A 15,596-nucleotide genomic window follows, 5' to 3' on the forward strand; every position below is an offset into this window, starting at 1 on the left:
TTAGATTAATAGAGGTCAGTTTATAAACTGGGGCGAAAACACTTTGATAATAGCATAATTTGGAGGCACTTTTATTAATTTATTTAAAAAATTATTATGTGTCGTTTTTTATTTTTTATAGCCGCATTTTTTCTGGCTACTTCCCCAACATTATTTTCGCAACAGCTCGTTGAGCGTATGGAGCCCCCAAACTGGTGGGTAGGCATGGCTTCTGAAGATCTTGAAATTATGCTTTACGGTAAAAATATTGGCGCTTATGAAGTTAGATTAGAAAAATATGAGGGGGTAGTTTTAAAGGAAGTTAAGAGGGTACAGAATAATAATTATGTGTTTCTAAATTTGACACTTGCACCTCAAACTTCACCCGGAAATTTAACAATTACGTTGAATAGTAAAAAAGAAGCGCCAAAACATTTATCCTATCCCTTATTGCCCAGAGAGGGAACTAATAAAAATACTGTCGGTTTCTCTTCGGCAGATATGGTCTATTTAATAACGCCGGATAGATTTGTGAATGGAGATACCTCCAATGATAATGTAAATGGATTTGAAGATAAAGTAAATAGAAAAGATAAAGGGGGCAGGCATGGAGGAGATATACAAGGAATAATTAATCACCTTGATTATATATCTGATATGGGATTTACCTCGCTATGGATTACTCCGATGCTAGAGAATGCGATGCCAAAAAATAGTTATCATGGGTATGCTATTACTGATTTTTATAAGGTAGATCCTAGATTTGGTTCTAAAGACCTTTACCGGAGTATGGTGAAAAAAGCCAATGAAAAAGGCTTAACTGTCATAATGGATATGGTGGCCAACCATATTGGTTTAAATCATTGGTGGATGAATGATTTGCCATCACAAGATTGGATTAACCAATGGTCAGAATATACAGAAACCAATCATCGGAAATCTATTATATTAGATCCGTATGCAGCAGAGGAGGATAGGAAAATATTTTTCGATGGTTGGTTTGTTCGTACTATGCCCGATTTAAATCAAAAAAATCCAGAACTCGCAACTTATTTAATTCAGAATGCAATTTGGTGGATAGAATACTCAGGAATATCGGGTATAAGAATGGATACTTATCCTTATCCGGATATGGAATTTATGAATGATTGGTCCGCTGCAATTTCTAAAGAATATCCTTTGTTTACTATTGTAGGAGAAGAATGGTCTACAAATCCCAACCAAGTGGCCTATTGGCAGGAAGGGAAGGAAAATTACAATGGTTATAAATCACACTTAAAAAGTGTTATGGACTTTCCTTTACAGAATGCTTTAGTAAATTCCTTAAATAATGAAAAGTCATGGGCTTCATCTTGGATAGAGCTTTACGAAACATTGGCACAAGACTACGTATATGCCAATCCGAATAATTTAATGATTTTTTCAGATAATCATGACATGAGTAGGATGTATACACAGCTCAATGAAAACTACGACCTTTATAAGTTAGCGTTGGTGTATCTTGCTACTACGCGCGGTATTCCCCAAATCTATTATGGAACCGAAATCTTAAAGACCAATCCAGGTTCAGATGATCACGGAATTATACGTTCTGATTTTCCAGGGGGGTGGCAAAAAGATAAAGTAAATGCCTTTACAGGGCACGGTATGTCGTTAAAGCAGAAAGATGCTCAAGAGTTTGTAAAGAAGCTTCTAAATTGGCGTAAAAGCACTACAGTTATTCATAGCGGATCTTTAAAGCATTTTGCTCCAAAAAATAAGGAAGAGGTGTATGTGTTTTTTAGATATAACAACCAGAAAAAAATTATGGTGATTTTAAATAAAAACACCGAAGATGTACTATTAGATTTGACAACGTATAGAGAAATACTTGGAGAGTCCTTATCAGGTAGAGAGGTCCTAAACAATGTTAGAATTAATGCAGCTTCTAAGTTGTCTGTAAAGGCAAGAAATGCGATGATTATAGAAGTAGAATAGTTTAAATGTGCTAGCAGCTATTAAACCTTCTTGAAATACGTAAACAGCTAAGTCTTATTTTGTAGGCATGCACTCATTAATTAAACTGCCTATTTTTTTAAAAGAAGTAAAGTGCTCAATATCTTAAAAGCAAAAAGCCTTTTGAATCTATGATTCAAAAGGCTTTTCTGTGACCGGGCTGGGGCTCGAACCCAGGACCCTCTCCTTAAAAGGGAGATGCTCTACCAACTGAGCTACCAGGTCATTATTTCAATGATTCGCTATAGAGAAATATTCTCTGTTTGCGGGTGCAAATATACAACCTTTAGTTACATATCCTAGCAAGAAATGGCCTAATATATTTAGAAAAATATTAAACTATTACGGAAGATGCTATATATGCAAAAAGCCTTTTGAATCTATGATTCAAAAGGCTTTTCTGTGACCGGGCTGGGGCTCGAACCCAGGACCCTCTCCTTAAAAGGGAGATGCTCTACCAACTGAGCTACCAGGTCATTATTTCAGTAATTTGCTATAGAGAAATATTCCCTGTTTGCGGGTGCAAATATACAACCTTTAGTCACATATCCAAGCCTATTTTGAAAAAAAATTATTTTTTTTTGAAATCACTTTATTTTGGTTCAATTTTACACAAAATAAGAAAATGAAAATAGTCCTTATAGGTTACATGGGAAGTGGAAAAACTACCATAGGAAAATTACTTTCTAAAAAATTGAATATCAATTTCATAGACTTGGATGCGTATATAGAATCTAAATTAAATCTAAGTGTTTCTGATATTTTTAAAGACCGAGGAGAGATCTTTTTTAGGAAAATGGAGCATAAATATGTCCAAGAATTAATGGAAGAAAAAAAATCATTTATTTTATCTACAGGTGGAGGAACTCCTTGTTACGCGAATAATTTAGCATTAATTCAAAAGCATACAAAACATAATTTTTACCTGAAATTATCAATTCCTAGTCTCGTAAAACGGCTAATAAATGAAAAAGAAAGCAGACCTTTGGTTCAAAACATCGCAGAAAACGATTTACCAGAATTTATAGGGAAGCATTTGTTTGAAAGAAATAACTTTTACCTACAAGCGAATACCACTATTGTTTGCGATACTAAAATACCGGAAGATATCGTAAATGAAATTTTAGAAAACCTAAAGTAGGTAGACGCGGTCGTTATTTGTTTTAAATTCTACTTGTATTTGCTCATGTAAAGAGGTAGATAAAGATATTCCTTTATAATCTGCCTTAACAGGGTACTTTTTATGGTTTCTGTTTACCAGCACCGCAGTTTTTAATTGTTTTAAAGGTACCCGCAAAAAATGATGGACACCATATATTAGGGTGGTACCAGAATTTAAAACGTCATCTACTAATACAACAGACTTATTAGCATAATCTTCTTCCTTTATAGCGGTAGTAACTCCCGACTGTAAAGGATTTTTTTTATCCATGCTTACTTTACATACCTTTATTTCTGCAGTAGTAATCTCTTTTAAAACTTTTACAATTTTTTTGGCGAAATTTAAACCACCGCCTTCTATTCCTGCAATGATGATTTCTTTTTCATCTACATTAGCTTCATAGATTTGATAAGCAATTCTATTAATTTTGTACTGTATCTCTTTATGGGATAAAATCTGGTGTTGCATGCGGTTTAAATTTTCATATCAAAGATAAAGAAACGCTTCTTTATTCTTCATTATTTTTAGTTTCAGAAGAATCATCTATATAGTCCTCAATATCTCTTCTGTCTTTTTTGGTTGGTCTCCCCATTCCTTTCTTTCTATAATAATCCTTAGAATATTGTAAAAGCTCATTGTTTTCAAAAGCAGAAGCTGGGGTGGTATCTTTACGGTACAGATCTACCAGTTTTGCGCCCACTCTATTTGGTGGAACATCTAAAACCGTCAATTCATAGTTGATCTGATTTTTGCGCACAATTATTTTATCCATCGGCAGCACCTCTTTAGAAGGTTTTGCGGCAGCGCCATTTAGTTTTACATGACCCTTTTTACAGGCTTCTGTACCAATATTTCTGGTTTTAAAATATCTAATACACCATAGGTATTTATCTATACGCATAATCAGTTATAATTCTTTCTTAATCTTTTCTACAAAAATAGGGGAAAATTGTATCTTGCGACACTTAATATTAGATGGATGAATATCAAAAGTATATTTTATTTTTTAGCAATTACCTTAGTTTTTATTTCTTGTAAGAAAGATGATGATGTTGTAATTGTTCCTCCAACAGACCTTAGTGAAACAATTGTAGATGATGAGTCTGCGCTTCAGGCCTATTTTTCGACACACTTTTACAACTATGAAGATTTTGAAAATCCTGCAGAAGATTTTGATTATCAAATTGTATTTGATACGATATCAGGAGTTAATAGTGATAAGATTTCACTATTAAACAGTGAAGGTTTCGGATTTAAAACGGTTAAAGTAACGTCTGAAAATGTTGGAATTACAGATAGTGATGAAGAAATTGATCATAAATTATATTATTTAGTAGCGAGAGAAGGAATTGGTGCAGCAACAACATTTGCAGATTCTACCTTTGTACGATATCAAGGAGAATTATTGGATGGTACTATTTTTGATTCTTCAGCAGCTCCAATATGGTTTAGCTTGCCTTCTTTAGTAACAGGCTTTGCTCAAGGGATCACACAATTTAAAGGTGGAGGACCTGGAAGCGTTAATGAAGATGGTACCGTGAAAATTGAAGATTATGGTATTGGAGCTATTTTTATGCCTTCAGCACTAGGATACTATGCAGCATCTCAAACCAATATACCAGCATACTCTCCTATAGTATTTAAAATTGATTTATTTACAGTCAATCAAGCCGATCACGATAATGATGGTATTCCTTCTTATTTAGAAGATGTAGATGGAAATGGTAGATTAAATAATGACAACACCGATGAGGAAGATGAAGCAAAAGTGTTTACGTTTGTTCCTAATTATCTAGATGCAGATGATGATGGTGATAATACACCAACCAGTGAAGAGATAGATATTGTGAATGGAGAAGTTGTTTTCAGAGATACAGATAATGACGGTATTCCAGATCACTTAGATCCAGATACCAAATAAGCATAAATAGCTTAAATCAAAAAACCTGAAAACTACGTGTAGCTTTCAGGTTTTTTTATGCGTTTTTAATTCGTTCGGAATCTTAGATCTTTAAAGATAAACTCAGAATTAATTGATCTGGTCTCGTATCTATTCTATCTACACTTAATAGGTTATTATTGTTAATAGCAGTTATTTCATTTTCAGAAAAACCTCGTTCGTAGCGTAAATCAATACCTAACTTACCAAGATTAACTCCAGCTCCTATGTTAAGACCTACAGTGAAATCATTCTTAACATCACCAAAGGTAATGCCGTCATAATCTGTATCTAGTATGTACTGTAATGATGGACCTGCAAATACGGTCAAGGGGCCAATAACATTGAAACCTATTAATAGTGGTGCATCTAATTTAGACATGTCCAAACTATTATTCTCATAATCAGACTTTGTTTTGGTATAGACTAATTCTGGTCTAAAGTAAATTTGCTCTCCAAATTTTCCAAAAATACCCACATGGTATCCAACATTGCCGTCTGGACTCTTGTATGCATCTTCTGCAGAATCAAAATAATCGCCATTTGCGCCATAGTTTAGCCCTGCTTTAATTCCAAAACCAGGCTCTGTTTGTGCCATTGCAATACCGCCTATTAAGGCCAATACTGCTGTTAAAATTGTTTTCCTCATGTTTTCTATAGTTTAAAAACAAGAATAGTATCAATAATAATACCAATTCAAGTTTGTTCTCATCACTTTCAACGAGAAGCAAGGGGCTTTATTGTTTTTGAAATTATAAGACCTTGTTAAATTTTTAAATACTTAATTTCAGTAGATTCTGATTTTGTGTTCAATAATCTCAACTTTATTTTTTTCTTAAGTAATTTACTTGATGAGTTAACTATATTTGCGCTAATTTAATAGACGATTTGAAATTTACACTAAAGCATACAGACCCACATAGTAAAGCTAGAGCAGGAGAAATGATCACTGATCATGGGAAAATTGAAACGCCAATTTTTATGCCTGTAGGTACGGTTGCCTCTGTAAAAGGAGTGCACCAGAAAGAGCTTAAAGAAGAAATTAATCCTGATATCATATTAGGGAATACCTATCATTTATATTTACGTCCTAAAACTCAAATTTTAGAAAAGGCTGGTGGACTTCATAAATTTATGGGTTGGGATAGAAATATTCTAACCGATAGTGGTGGGTACCAAGTCTATTCATTATCTGAAAATAGAAAAATTAAGGAAGAAGGCGTTAAGTTTAAATCGCATATAGACGGTTCGTATCATACTTTTACTCCGGAGAGTGTAATGGAAATTCAGCGTATCATTGGAGCAGATATTATCATGGCTTTTGATGAGTGTACACCTTACCCTTGTGATTATAAGTATGCACAGCGTTCAATGCATATGACGCACCGTTGGTTAGAGCGTTGTATTAAACATTTAGAAACGCTTCCTTATAAGTATGATTATAGCCAATCATTCTTTCCAATCGTTCAAGGATCTACCTATAAAGATTTAAGACGTCAATCTGCAGAATATATTGCAGGAGTAGGGGCAGAAGGAAATGCTATTGGAGGTTTATCTGTAGGGGAACCGGCAGATGAAATGTATGCAATGACAGAGGTGGTTTGTGAAATTTTGCCAGAAGACAAGCCAAGATATTTAATGGGAGTAGGTACTCCTATCAATATATTGGAGAACATTGCTTTAGGTATTGATATGTTTGATTGTGTAATGCCAACGCGTAATGCAAGAAACGGAATGCTTTTTACAGCGCATGGAACTATAAATATCAAAAATAAAAAATGGGAGGATGATTTTTCTCCGATTGATGATATGGCCATAACCTTTGTAGATACAGAATATTCTAAAGCATATCTACGTCATCTATTTGCGGCCAACGAATATTTAGGAAAGCAAATTGCAACCATTCATAATTTAGGATTTTATTTATGGTTAACTCGTGAGGCAAGAAAGCATATCTTAGCTGGAGATTTTACAGAGTGGAAAAACAAGATGGTAAAACAAATGGATAAAAGATTGTAACCTTGACCATTTTAGATAGATACATATTAAAACGTTATTTAGTGACATTTTCAGTAATGTTACTTTTATTTATTCCTATTGGAATAATGGTGCACTTATCTGAGCAGTTTAATAAAATGCAAGATAATGATGCGCCAGTAGACGAAATACTAATGTATTTGGGTAATTTTTCTATTTATATAGGGAGTATGTTATTGCCTATTTTTCTCTTCCTTTCGGTAATTTTCTTTACCTCAAAATTAGCAAGTAATACAGAGATTGTGGCAATGCTAAGTTCTGGTATATCCTACGGGCGTTTTCTGAGGCCTTATATCATAGGCGCGGTAATTGTGGCTATTTTCATGTTGTTAATGGGGATGTTCATTGTGCCAAATGCTAGTAAAGGCTTTAATGAGTTTAAGTTTAAATACTTAAAGAAAGGAAAACAAGACCGGGTCACAGAGAATATTTTTAATCAATTAAATGCTAATGATTTTATCTATGTAAGTAGGTTTGATCCTGCTAGAGATATAGGCTATAATTTTTCTATGGAGCACTTTAGTGATGATAATGTATTAGGATACAAATTATCTGCAGCTAATATTAGATGGATCCCGGCAGATTCTACCTATAGGTTAACATCTTATGTAAAAAGAACCCTAAAGGGAGATACAGAAATATTAGAAACTAAAAGAAGACTGGATACCATATTTCCATTTAAAATAAATGATCTGACGCCCGTGTCATATGTGGCAGAGACTAAAAATTTATTTGAATTAAATGAATTTATAGAGGTGCAAAAAAGTAAAGGGGCATCTAATATTAATACGTATATTTTAGTAAAATATAAACGTTGGGCACTACCAGTAACCGCTTTTATCCTTACTCTTATTGCAGTAGCAGTATCTTCTCAGAAACGTAGAGGAGGTATGGGGGTAAACTTGGCTTTTGGTATTTTGGTGGCCTTTGTTTATATATTTTTTGATCGTGTATTTGGTACCTTAGCAGAACAATCGGGCTTTTCTCCATTGTTAGCCGTAATTGTGCCAAATGTTTTATTTGGATTTTTAGCATTCTATTTATTGCAAAAAGCCAAAAGATAGTTTCGTAAAATAATCACCTTTCTATTACGCTGGTACTCTAATGACAGATAGGCTTAAAAATTACCTTCATTTACATTTTATTATTTTTATTTGGGGGTTCACCGCAGTGCTCGGGAAGCTAATTACGATAGACGCTCTACCGCTGGTGTGGTATCGAATGGGAATCGCAGTAGTGCTTATAGCGGTATTTATTGCTATAAATAAGTTTTCTTTAAAAATTGCACCAAAACAAATGGCTAAAATGGCTGTCGTTGGGATAGTGATAGCATTGCATTGGCTTACATTTTTTAAGGCGATAAAAGTCTCTAATGTATCTATTGCCTTAGCCACCTTATCAACAGGGGCATTATTCACGGCAATCATAGAGCCTTTTATTTACAAACGGAAGATGATCTGGTATGAGATTGTATTTGGTATTGTGGTCGTGATTGGCTTGTATATCATTTTTAATGTAGAAACACAATATGTAGAAGGAATTATTTTAGCCTTAATCTCTGCCTTATTAGCCGCTATCTTTTCTATTGCAAATGGTAAACTCATCCAGTCGCACAGACCCAGTATTATCTCTTTTTATGAACTTGGCGCAGGAGTCTTATTTATTACAGTTTATTTAGCGGTTCGTGGCGATTTTGACGCCGGCTTTTTTCAGGTTTCTAAAAATGATTGGATCTACCTTTTCATTTTAGCTTCTATATGTACCGCATACGCATTTATAGCATCTGTACGTGTTATGAAAGTGCTAACGCCTTATACCGTAATGCTTACCGTAAACTTAGAGCCTGTATATGGAATTCTACTAGCCTTTGTGTTTTTAGGAGAGAGTGAGAAAATGAATCCGCTATTTTATTTTGGAGCATTGCTGATTTTAAGCACAGTAGTAGCAAACGGCTTAATAAAGAATAAAGGAAAATTAAAAAAACGAAATAGGAGTTAGGCATACCTATTTAATGTTTTATATTTGTCAACTATTATAATTTAAACAGGAAATACTCATGGAATATTTAGATTTTGAACTTCCCATAAAAGAACTAGAAGAACAATTAGATAAGTGCATGATTATTGGTGAAGAGAGTGATGTAGATGTTACAGAGACTTGTAAGCAAATAGAGAAAAAACTTCTTGAAACCCGTAAGGATATATATAAAAATCTAACAGCTTGGCAACGTGTACAATTGTCAAGACACCCAAACAGACCGTATACACTTGATTATATTAACGCTATCTGCGGAGAGACTTTTTTGGAACTTCATGGAGACCGTAATGTAAAAGATGATAAAGCAATGATTGGTGGCCTTGGTAAAATTGGCGATCAAAGTTTTATGTTTGTTGGGCAACAAAAAGGATATAATACCAAAACACGTCAATACCGTAATTTTGGTATGGCTAATCCAGAAGGTTACCGTAAAGCGTTACGTCTAATGAAATCTGCAGAGAAATTTAATGTTCCTGTAGTATGTTTTATAGATACACCAGGTGCTTATCCTGGTATTGAAGCAGAAGAACGTGGACAAGGAGAAGCAATTGCTCGTAACATTCTTGAGATGACACGTTTAAAAGTGCCAATAATTGTGGTAATCATTGGTGAAGGTGCCTCAGGTGGTGCTTTAGGTATAGGTGTAGGAGATAAAGTATTGATGTTAGAGAATACATGGTATTCTGTAATCTCTCCAGAATCTTGTTCCTCTATTCTATGGAGAAGCTGGGAATACAAAGAAATTGCAGCAGAAGCGTTAAAACTAACGGCTACAGATATGAAGAAGTTGAAAATAATCGACGAAATCGTAAGAGAACCAGTAGGTGGCGCGCACAGTTATAGAGACAAAACTTTTGAAATCGTAAAAAACAAAATTTTAACACATTTTGAAGATCTGAAAAAGTTATCACCAAAAGATTTAATAAATAAAAGGATGGACAAGTACGCCAACATGGGTGTATTTAATGGTTAATTCCTGTTTTATCCTAGGATAATAAAATCTGAAGAAATAATTCTTCAGATTTTTTTTGTTGTCAACACAAAAACGTAACTTATTAACATGCAAATTGTTAATGAACTGTTGACATCCTAAATTCAATTTTAAAGTTAACCTAAGGTTAATTACATACTTTCGTAATTATGGAGAAACCGAGTCCGATAGTAGGTCACAAAGTAGATAAGTCTAATTTAATTAGCTTAGAGCGTGGGAAAATTCCACCTCAAGCAGTTGATTTAGAGGAGGTTGTGATTGGGGCAATGATGATAGATAAGAAGGGTATTGATGAGGTTATCGATATTCTTCACCCAGATGTTTTTTACAAAGAAGCTCATAAATCTATTTATGAGGCTATCTTTAAGTTGTTTGAAACCTCAGAACCGGTCGATTTATTAACCGTTTCTTCCCAATTGAAGAAAGATGGTAAATTAGAATCTGTTGGAGGTGATTTTTACTTGATAAAATTGACTCAGAAAGTAGCTTCTTCGGCGCATATTGAGTTTCATGCCCGTATTATTCTACAAAAATATATTCAACGTAGTCTTATTAAAATCTCTAATGAGATTATTAAAGAGGCATATGATGAGAGTACCGATGTATTTGATTTATTAGATTCCGCAGAATCTAGATTATATGATGTTACCCAAGGGAATTTAAAACGTTCTGCAGAAACAGCTCAGAACCTTGTTATTCAGGCGAAAAAAAGAATTGAAGAAATAGCCAATAAAGAAGGATTAAGTGGTGTGCCTTCTGGCTTTGATAAGGTAGATAAACTAACGTCTGGTTGGCAGCCGAGTGATTTAATTATTATCGCAGCTCGTCCGGGTATGGGTAAAACGGCTTTGACCTTATCTATGGCAAGAAATATGGCTGTTAATTCTAATATTCCTGTAGCGTTCTTCTCTCTGGAGATGTCTTCTGTACAGTTAATTACTCGTCTAATTTCTTCTGAGACAGGTTTATCATCAGAAAAATTACGTACTGGTAAATTAGAGAAGCATGAATGGGAGCAATTAAATGTAAAAGTAAAGACGCTTGAAAAAGCACCTTTGTTTATAGATGATACACCGTCGCTTTCTATCTTCGATTTAAGAGCAAAGGCAAGACGTTTGGCATCCCAACATGGTATCCGAATGATCATGATAGATTACTTGCAACTAATGACTGCTGGGGGAAGCCAAAAGGGTGGTGGTAACCGTGAACAGGAGATCTCTACTATTTCGCGTAACCTAAAAGCATTAGCAAAAGAATTAAGTGTACCTGTAATTGCACTATCGCAGCTTTCGCGTGCGGTAGAAACAAGAGGGGGTACTAAACGACCGTTACTTTCTGACCTTAGGGAATCTGGAGCAATTGAGCAAGATGCCGATATTGTATCTTTTATCTATAGACCAGAGTACTATAAGATTGATGAATGGGATGATGATGAACGCTCACCGACTGCAGGTCAAGGGGAGTTTATTGTTGCAAAACACAGGAATGGTGGTTTAGAGAATATACGTTTGAAGTTTATCGGTAATCAAGGTAAATTTGATAACCTAGATGATTTTGATTCTCCTTTTGAGTTTCAATCCAAAATGAATGATGGAGAAGAAAATCCATTTGCCACAAAAAGCCTTCCAAATGCAGATCAAGCCTTTGGTAGCTCTATGAATGAAACACCGCCAGATTTTGATGATAGTGATGTTCCATTTTAAATTTTAAAGTGAAGAGTATATGCCAAAACAATTCAAGATATTTAGTACACTATTAGGATTGTTTTTGGCATGTGTCTCTTGTACGAGTACTCTACCTAAAGCAGATCTAATAGTAGAGAATGCTGTTATTTGGACGGGTAATAGCGCACAATCTTCTGCGCAGGCAATGGCAATTCTAGCCGACACAATTCTAGCCTTAGGCACTACAGCAGACCTTCAAAAATATAAAGGAGAGCATACAGTAGTAAAAGATATGGCAGGTAAATTTATTACGCCTGGTTTTATTGATGCCCATGTACATTTAATGATGGGCGGTAACGCCTTATTGAGTGTAGAACTCAGAGATGCAACTACCCAACAAGAATTTGTAAAACGTATCGCAGATTATACCAAAACTTTAGCGCCTGGTGCTTGGGTCTTAGAAGGTAACTGGGATCATACCCTTTGGGGAGGAGAATTGCCTAAAAAAGAATGGATTGATGCATTTACTTCTGAGAACCCGGTAGTTCTATATAGGCTAGATGGTCATATGGTTTTGGCAAATTCTTTAGCCTTAAAAATTGCCGGCATAGATGAGCATACTCCAGCTATAGAAGGTGGCGAAATTGTTAAAGATGCGCATGGAATTCCTACCGGTATTTTGAAAGATAATGCCATGAATTATCTTTTGGCTAAGATTCCCTCAATGACGGTTCCTCAAAAAGAAAAGGCACTTAAAGCAGCGATGACTTATTTGTTATCTAATGGTGTAACCTCAGTTCACGATGTAGATAGTATTGGTACTTATCCTATTGCTAAAAAATTAAAAGAGGCTAATGAGTTATCCGTGAGAATCTATGCAATTAACCCTTTAAACCATTGGGATAAACGTAATGATACGTTTAAGAATACAAATAAGTGGTTAAAGATGGGAGCATTAAAAGGTTTTATGGATGGCTCTTTGGGTTCTCATACCGCAGTTTTTGTTGCAGATTATTCAGACAAAGCTGGTGATAGAGGCTTTTTTATAAATGATAAGAACGACATGAAAAAATGGATTTCTAAAGCAGATAAAAAAGGATTACAAGTTTTGGTCCATGCTATAGGAGACGATGCCAATCATGTTTTATTAGAAATTTTTGAAGCAGTAATAAATGAGAATGGTCCTAGAGACAGACGTTTTAGAGTAGAACACGCGCAGCATTTATTAAAGGAAGATATTTCTAAGTTTGGATCTTTAGATATTGTTGTTAGCGTACAGCCTTACCATGCTATAGATGATGGTAGGTGGGCAGAAGAATTAATTGGTGCTGAAAGGATTAAAACAACCTATGCTTTTAAATCTTTATTAGAGGAGAAGGTAACTTTAGCTTTTGGTAGTGATTGGCCTGTTGCGCCTGCATCTCCTATTTTAGGTATTTATGCCGCTACCACCAGAAGAACTTTAGATCATGCAAATCCTGAAGGTTGGATTCCTGAAGAGAAAATTACAGTACTACAAGCCTTGAATGCCTATACAAAGAACGCCGCTTTTGCCTCTTTTGATGAGCAGGAGAAAGGAACATTAGAAGTGGGTAAACTAGCTGATTTTGTGGTGTTAAGTGATAATCTACTCAAGGTTAATCCAGGAACTATTAAAAATATTGAAGTTTTACAAACCTATGTTGGTGGTAAATTGGCATACATGAAAAAATAGGTAATGCTATTATTTATTCCTACTTTGTGCTATTAGGTCGATATGCTTAATAGCAATTTTCGTAATTTTTTCCTTTATCTTTATACCACTATTTTAAAACAAAAAATAATGTCTAAATACTTTTGGACGCTTCTTTTTTTTACATGCTCCTTCAAGATTTTTGCCTCTGCAATTCTAATTCCTATGGATGCAGAATCACAGAAAGATCATTTGAAAGCGTACGGAATTACCTATTGGATTCTGGCGAAGCAGCAAAAGGTACAATGGCTATTAAATTATAGAGGAGGTTCTTTTTTATTACCCGATGGTGAGGCTATCCGCAAAGAATGCCAAATTCGTGGTGTTTCTTTTGAGGTCATATCGGATAGTGAAGCAAATGCAATTTTAGAAGATATATCCAGTCCGTCTAAAAACCAAGAAGCAGTTATATTAGAGAAAGCACCAAAAATAGCGGTATATACTCCTAGTGGAACATTACCATGGGATGATGCCGTAACTATGGTACTTACCTACGCTGAAATTCCCTATGAAACGGTTTACGATGAAGAGGTATTAGAAGATGGCTTAGCTTTATTTGATTGGTTGCATTTGCACCATGAAGATTTTACAGGGCAATACGGGAAATTTTATGCAGCTTATAAAGCCGCACCTTGGTATCTACAGAGCAAAAAAGATGCAGAAGCATTAGCTTCAAAACTTGGATATCGTAAAGTTTCTGAAGAAAAAAGAGCTGTGGCCCTAAAGATTAGAAATTATGTGATTGGAGGCGGATTCATGTTTGCCATGTGTTCTGCTACCGATAGTTTTGATATTGCTTTGTCTGCTTCAGATGATGTAGATATATGTGAGGCTATGTTTGATGGTGATCCTTCAGATGCTAACTACCAAGCTAAATTAGATTTTGAAAAAACATTTGCCTTTGACAATTTTACGTTAGAAAGAAATCCGTTAGTCTATGAGTTTTCATCTATAGATATGACCACTAAAAGAGCCATTACAAGGGAGAGTGATTATTTTTCTTTGATGGATTTTTCTGCCAAATGGGATCCAATACCCACAATGCTTTGTCAGAACCATACCAGTTTGGTAAAAGGATTCATGGGGCAAACCACTTCTTTTCAGCGTTCAGAAATAAAACCTACCGTGTTGGTTTTGGGGGAAAATAAAGTAAATGGAGAAGCGCGGTACATTCATGGTATCAAAGGGAAAGGTTTTTTTACCTTCTATGGTGGGCATGATCCTGAAGATTATCAGCATAGAGTTGGAGACCCAAAAACGGAATTGGAACTACATCCGTCCTCGCCAGGGTATCGCCTTATATTAAATAATGTATTATTTCCTGCAGCAAAGAAGAAAAAACAAAAAACTTAAAAACACCACATAAGACATTGAAAAAGCGAAGTGTACTGATACTGGGAATATTAATTTTATTTACAGTAGGATTTTTTGTATCAAAGAAAATTAACCTGAACTCTAACTTTGAAGTTGGACAAAAAATTGACGATTTAAATGGCGTAGTGGTTTATTATAATGGAGGTGTAGGAAATGTAGCTGGCCGTGAAGTAACCGAAGATGGATATAATTTAGGATTAAAATATCAATGTGTAGAATTTGTAAAAAGATACTATTACCAGGCATTGAATCATAAAATGCCCGATAGTTATGGCAATGCAAAAGATTTTTTCAGTAAAACATTAGATGATGGTGGCTTAAATATTAAGCGTAACCTAAATCAATTTACAAATCCAAGTAGTTCTAAACCTAAAGTAAATGATTTGGTAGTGTACTCCGGAACCTTATTTAATAAATACGGACATGTAGCTATTATTTCAAAAGTTACAGAACGCGAGGTTGAAATTATTCAGCAGAATCCTGGACCTTTCGGTGAATCTAGAGAAACCTATGATCTTATTCGGGAAGAAGATAAATGGCTAATTGATCATAGCCGTATAATGGGCTGGTTGCGCAAGTAAACGCCTTTTTAGCCGTAGACACTCTTTTCTATTTGAGACCATTTACCACAAAGAATCCGCTATAAAAACAGTAATTTTTATAGCGGGTTCTTGTTGTTGGTATCT

14 protein-coding genes and 2 tRNA genes are annotated in these 15,596 nt (G+C 34.9%); 11 read left to right on the forward strand and 5 right to left on the reverse strand.

Features of this window, described 5'->3' with window-relative positions:
* Nucleotides 1-96: 96 nt before the first annotated feature.
* Nucleotides 97-1,956, forward strand: a complete 1,860-nt coding sequence (locus M666_RS09980) for a glycoside hydrolase family 13 protein (RefSeq protein WP_029446836.1) — start codon at nucleotides 97-99, stop codon at nucleotides 1,954-1,956.
* 170 nt (nucleotides 1,957-2,126) lie between these two features.
* Here M666_RS09980 and M666_RS09985 read toward each other — a convergent pair.
* Nucleotides 2,127-2,199 (reverse strand) — tRNA-Lys (locus M666_RS09985).
* 178 nt (nucleotides 2,200-2,377) lie between these two features.
* Nucleotides 2,378-2,450, reverse strand: a tRNA-Lys gene (locus M666_RS09990).
* A gap of 149 nt (nucleotides 2,451-2,599) precedes the next feature.
* Here M666_RS09990 and M666_RS09995 point away from each other — a divergent pair.
* Nucleotides 2,600-3,115, forward strand: coding sequence for a shikimate kinase (locus tag M666_RS09995; RefSeq protein ID WP_024481406.1), 516 nt, complete (start codon nucleotides 2,600-2,602; stop codon nucleotides 3,113-3,115).
* Here the strand turns inward: M666_RS09995 and M666_RS10000 are convergent.
* A complete protein-coding gene (locus M666_RS10000; RefSeq protein WP_024481405.1) occupies nucleotides 3,107-3,604 on the reverse strand; it encodes a phosphoribosyltransferase family protein in 498 nt (165 codons plus the stop codon). The genes M666_RS09995 and M666_RS10000 overlap by 9 nt on opposite strands.
* A 40-nt stretch (nucleotides 3,605-3,644) precedes the next feature.
* The gene (locus tag M666_RS10005; RefSeq protein ID WP_024481404.1) at nucleotides 3,645-4,037 is read right to left on the reverse strand and encodes an Hsp15 family ribosome-associated heat shock protein; all 393 of its coding nucleotides are present in this window, start codon (nucleotides 4,035-4,037) and stop codon (nucleotides 3,645-3,647) included.
* Between the two features lie 78 nt (nucleotides 4,038-4,115).
* On the opposite strand from M666_RS10005, the gene M666_RS10010 reads away from it, so the two are divergent.
* Nucleotides 4,116-5,057: an FKBP-type peptidyl-prolyl cis-trans isomerase gene (locus tag M666_RS10010; protein WP_024481403.1), complete on the forward strand. Its 942-nt coding sequence runs from the start codon at nucleotides 4,116-4,118 to the stop codon at nucleotides 5,055-5,057.
* An 82-nt stretch (nucleotides 5,058-5,139) separates the two neighbouring features.
* On the opposite strand, the gene M666_RS10015 is transcribed toward M666_RS10010, so the two are convergent.
* Nucleotides 5,140-5,724, reverse strand: a complete 585-nt coding sequence (locus tag M666_RS10015; RefSeq protein ID WP_024481402.1) for an outer membrane beta-barrel protein — start codon at nucleotides 5,722-5,724, stop codon at nucleotides 5,140-5,142.
* Between the two features lie 239 nt (nucleotides 5,725-5,963).
* Between M666_RS10015 and tgt the strand changes: the two genes are divergently transcribed.
* The 8 genes from tgt (at nucleotide 5,964) to M666_RS10055 (ending at nucleotide 15,491) form a co-directional block, all read left to right on the forward strand.
* Nucleotides 5,964-7,094: a tRNA guanosine(34) transglycosylase Tgt gene (tgt, locus tag M666_RS10020; RefSeq protein ID WP_029446835.1), complete on the forward strand. Its 1,131-nt coding sequence runs from the start codon at nucleotides 5,964-5,966 to the stop codon at nucleotides 7,092-7,094.
* A 2-nt stretch (nucleotides 7,095-7,096) separates the two neighbouring features.
* Complete coding sequence (locus M666_RS10025; RefSeq protein WP_029446834.1) at nucleotides 7,097-8,176, forward strand: LptF/LptG family permease; 1,080 nt, start codon at nucleotides 7,097-7,099, stop codon at nucleotides 8,174-8,176.
* A 40-nt stretch (nucleotides 8,177-8,216) separates the two neighbouring features.
* A complete protein-coding gene (locus tag M666_RS10030) occupies nucleotides 8,217-9,110 on the forward strand; it encodes a DMT family transporter (RefSeq protein WP_029446833.1) in 894 nt (297 codons plus the stop codon).
* A gap of 58 nt (nucleotides 9,111-9,168) precedes the next feature.
* The gene (locus M666_RS10035) at nucleotides 9,169-10,122 is read left to right on the forward strand and encodes an acetyl-CoA carboxylase carboxyltransferase subunit alpha (protein ID WP_024481398.1); all 954 of its coding nucleotides are present in this window, start codon (nucleotides 9,169-9,171) and stop codon (nucleotides 10,120-10,122) included.
* A gap of 167 nt (nucleotides 10,123-10,289) precedes the next feature.
* Nucleotides 10,290-11,843: a replicative DNA helicase gene (gene dnaB, locus M666_RS10040; protein ID WP_025615631.1), complete on the forward strand. Its 1,554-nt coding sequence runs from the start codon at nucleotides 10,290-10,292 to the stop codon at nucleotides 11,841-11,843.
* A gap of 19 nt (nucleotides 11,844-11,862) precedes the next feature.
* Nucleotides 11,863-13,518: an amidohydrolase gene (locus M666_RS10045; RefSeq protein ID WP_029446832.1), complete on the forward strand. Its 1,656-nt coding sequence runs from the start codon at nucleotides 11,863-11,865 to the stop codon at nucleotides 13,516-13,518.
* 108 nt (nucleotides 13,519-13,626) lie between these two features.
* On the forward strand, nucleotides 13,627-14,889 hold the full coding sequence (locus tag M666_RS10050; RefSeq protein WP_029446831.1) for a hypothetical protein: 1,263 nt from the start codon (nucleotides 13,627-13,629) through the stop codon (nucleotides 14,887-14,889).
* Between the two features lie 17 nt (nucleotides 14,890-14,906).
* Nucleotides 14,907-15,491 (forward strand): CHAP domain-containing protein, encoded by a 585-nt coding sequence (locus M666_RS10055; RefSeq protein ID WP_024481394.1) that lies wholly within the window; start codon nucleotides 14,907-14,909, stop codon nucleotides 15,489-15,491.
* The last annotated feature ends 105 nt before the right edge of the window (nucleotides 15,492-15,596 follow it).

This window comes from Cellulophaga baltica 18 (assembly GCF_000468615.2).
GTDB lineage: Bacteria > Bacteroidota > Bacteroidia > Flavobacteriales > Flavobacteriaceae > Cellulophaga > Cellulophaga baltica.

Coding starts and splice junctions, on each gene's coding strand:
- M666_RS09980 (WP_029446836.1), top strand. CDS start 97: ATGTGTCGTTTTTTATTTTTTATAGCCGCATTTTTTCTGGCTACTTCC.
- dnaB (WP_025615631.1), top strand. CDS start 10,290: ATGGAGAAACCGAGTCCGATAGTAGGTCACAAAGTAGATAAGTCTAAT.
- M666_RS10000 (WP_024481405.1), bottom strand. CDS start 3,604: ATGCAACACCAGATTTTATCCCATAAAGAGATACAGTACAAAATTAAT.
- M666_RS09995 (WP_024481406.1), top strand. CDS start 2,600: ATGAAAATAGTCCTTATAGGTTACATGGGAAGTGGAAAAACTACCATA.
- M666_RS10050 (WP_029446831.1), top strand. CDS start 13,627: ATGTCTAAATACTTTTGGACGCTTCTTTTTTTTACATGCTCCTTCAAG.
- M666_RS10035 (WP_024481398.1), top strand. CDS start 9,169: ATGGAATATTTAGATTTTGAACTTCCCATAAAAGAACTAGAAGAACAA.
- M666_RS10045 (WP_029446832.1), top strand. CDS start 11,863: ATGCCAAAACAATTCAAGATATTTAGTACACTATTAGGATTGTTTTTG.
- M666_RS10005 (WP_024481404.1), bottom strand. CDS start 4,037: ATGCGTATAGATAAATACCTATGGTGTATTAGATATTTTAAAACCAGA.
- M666_RS10015 (WP_024481402.1), bottom strand. CDS start 5,724: ATGAGGAAAACAATTTTAACAGCAGTATTGGCCTTAATAGGCGGTATT.
- M666_RS10030 (WP_029446833.1), top strand. CDS start 8,217: ATGACAGATAGGCTTAAAAATTACCTTCATTTACATTTTATTATTTTT.
- M666_RS10010 (WP_024481403.1), top strand. CDS start 4,116: ATGAATATCAAAAGTATATTTTATTTTTTAGCAATTACCTTAGTTTTT.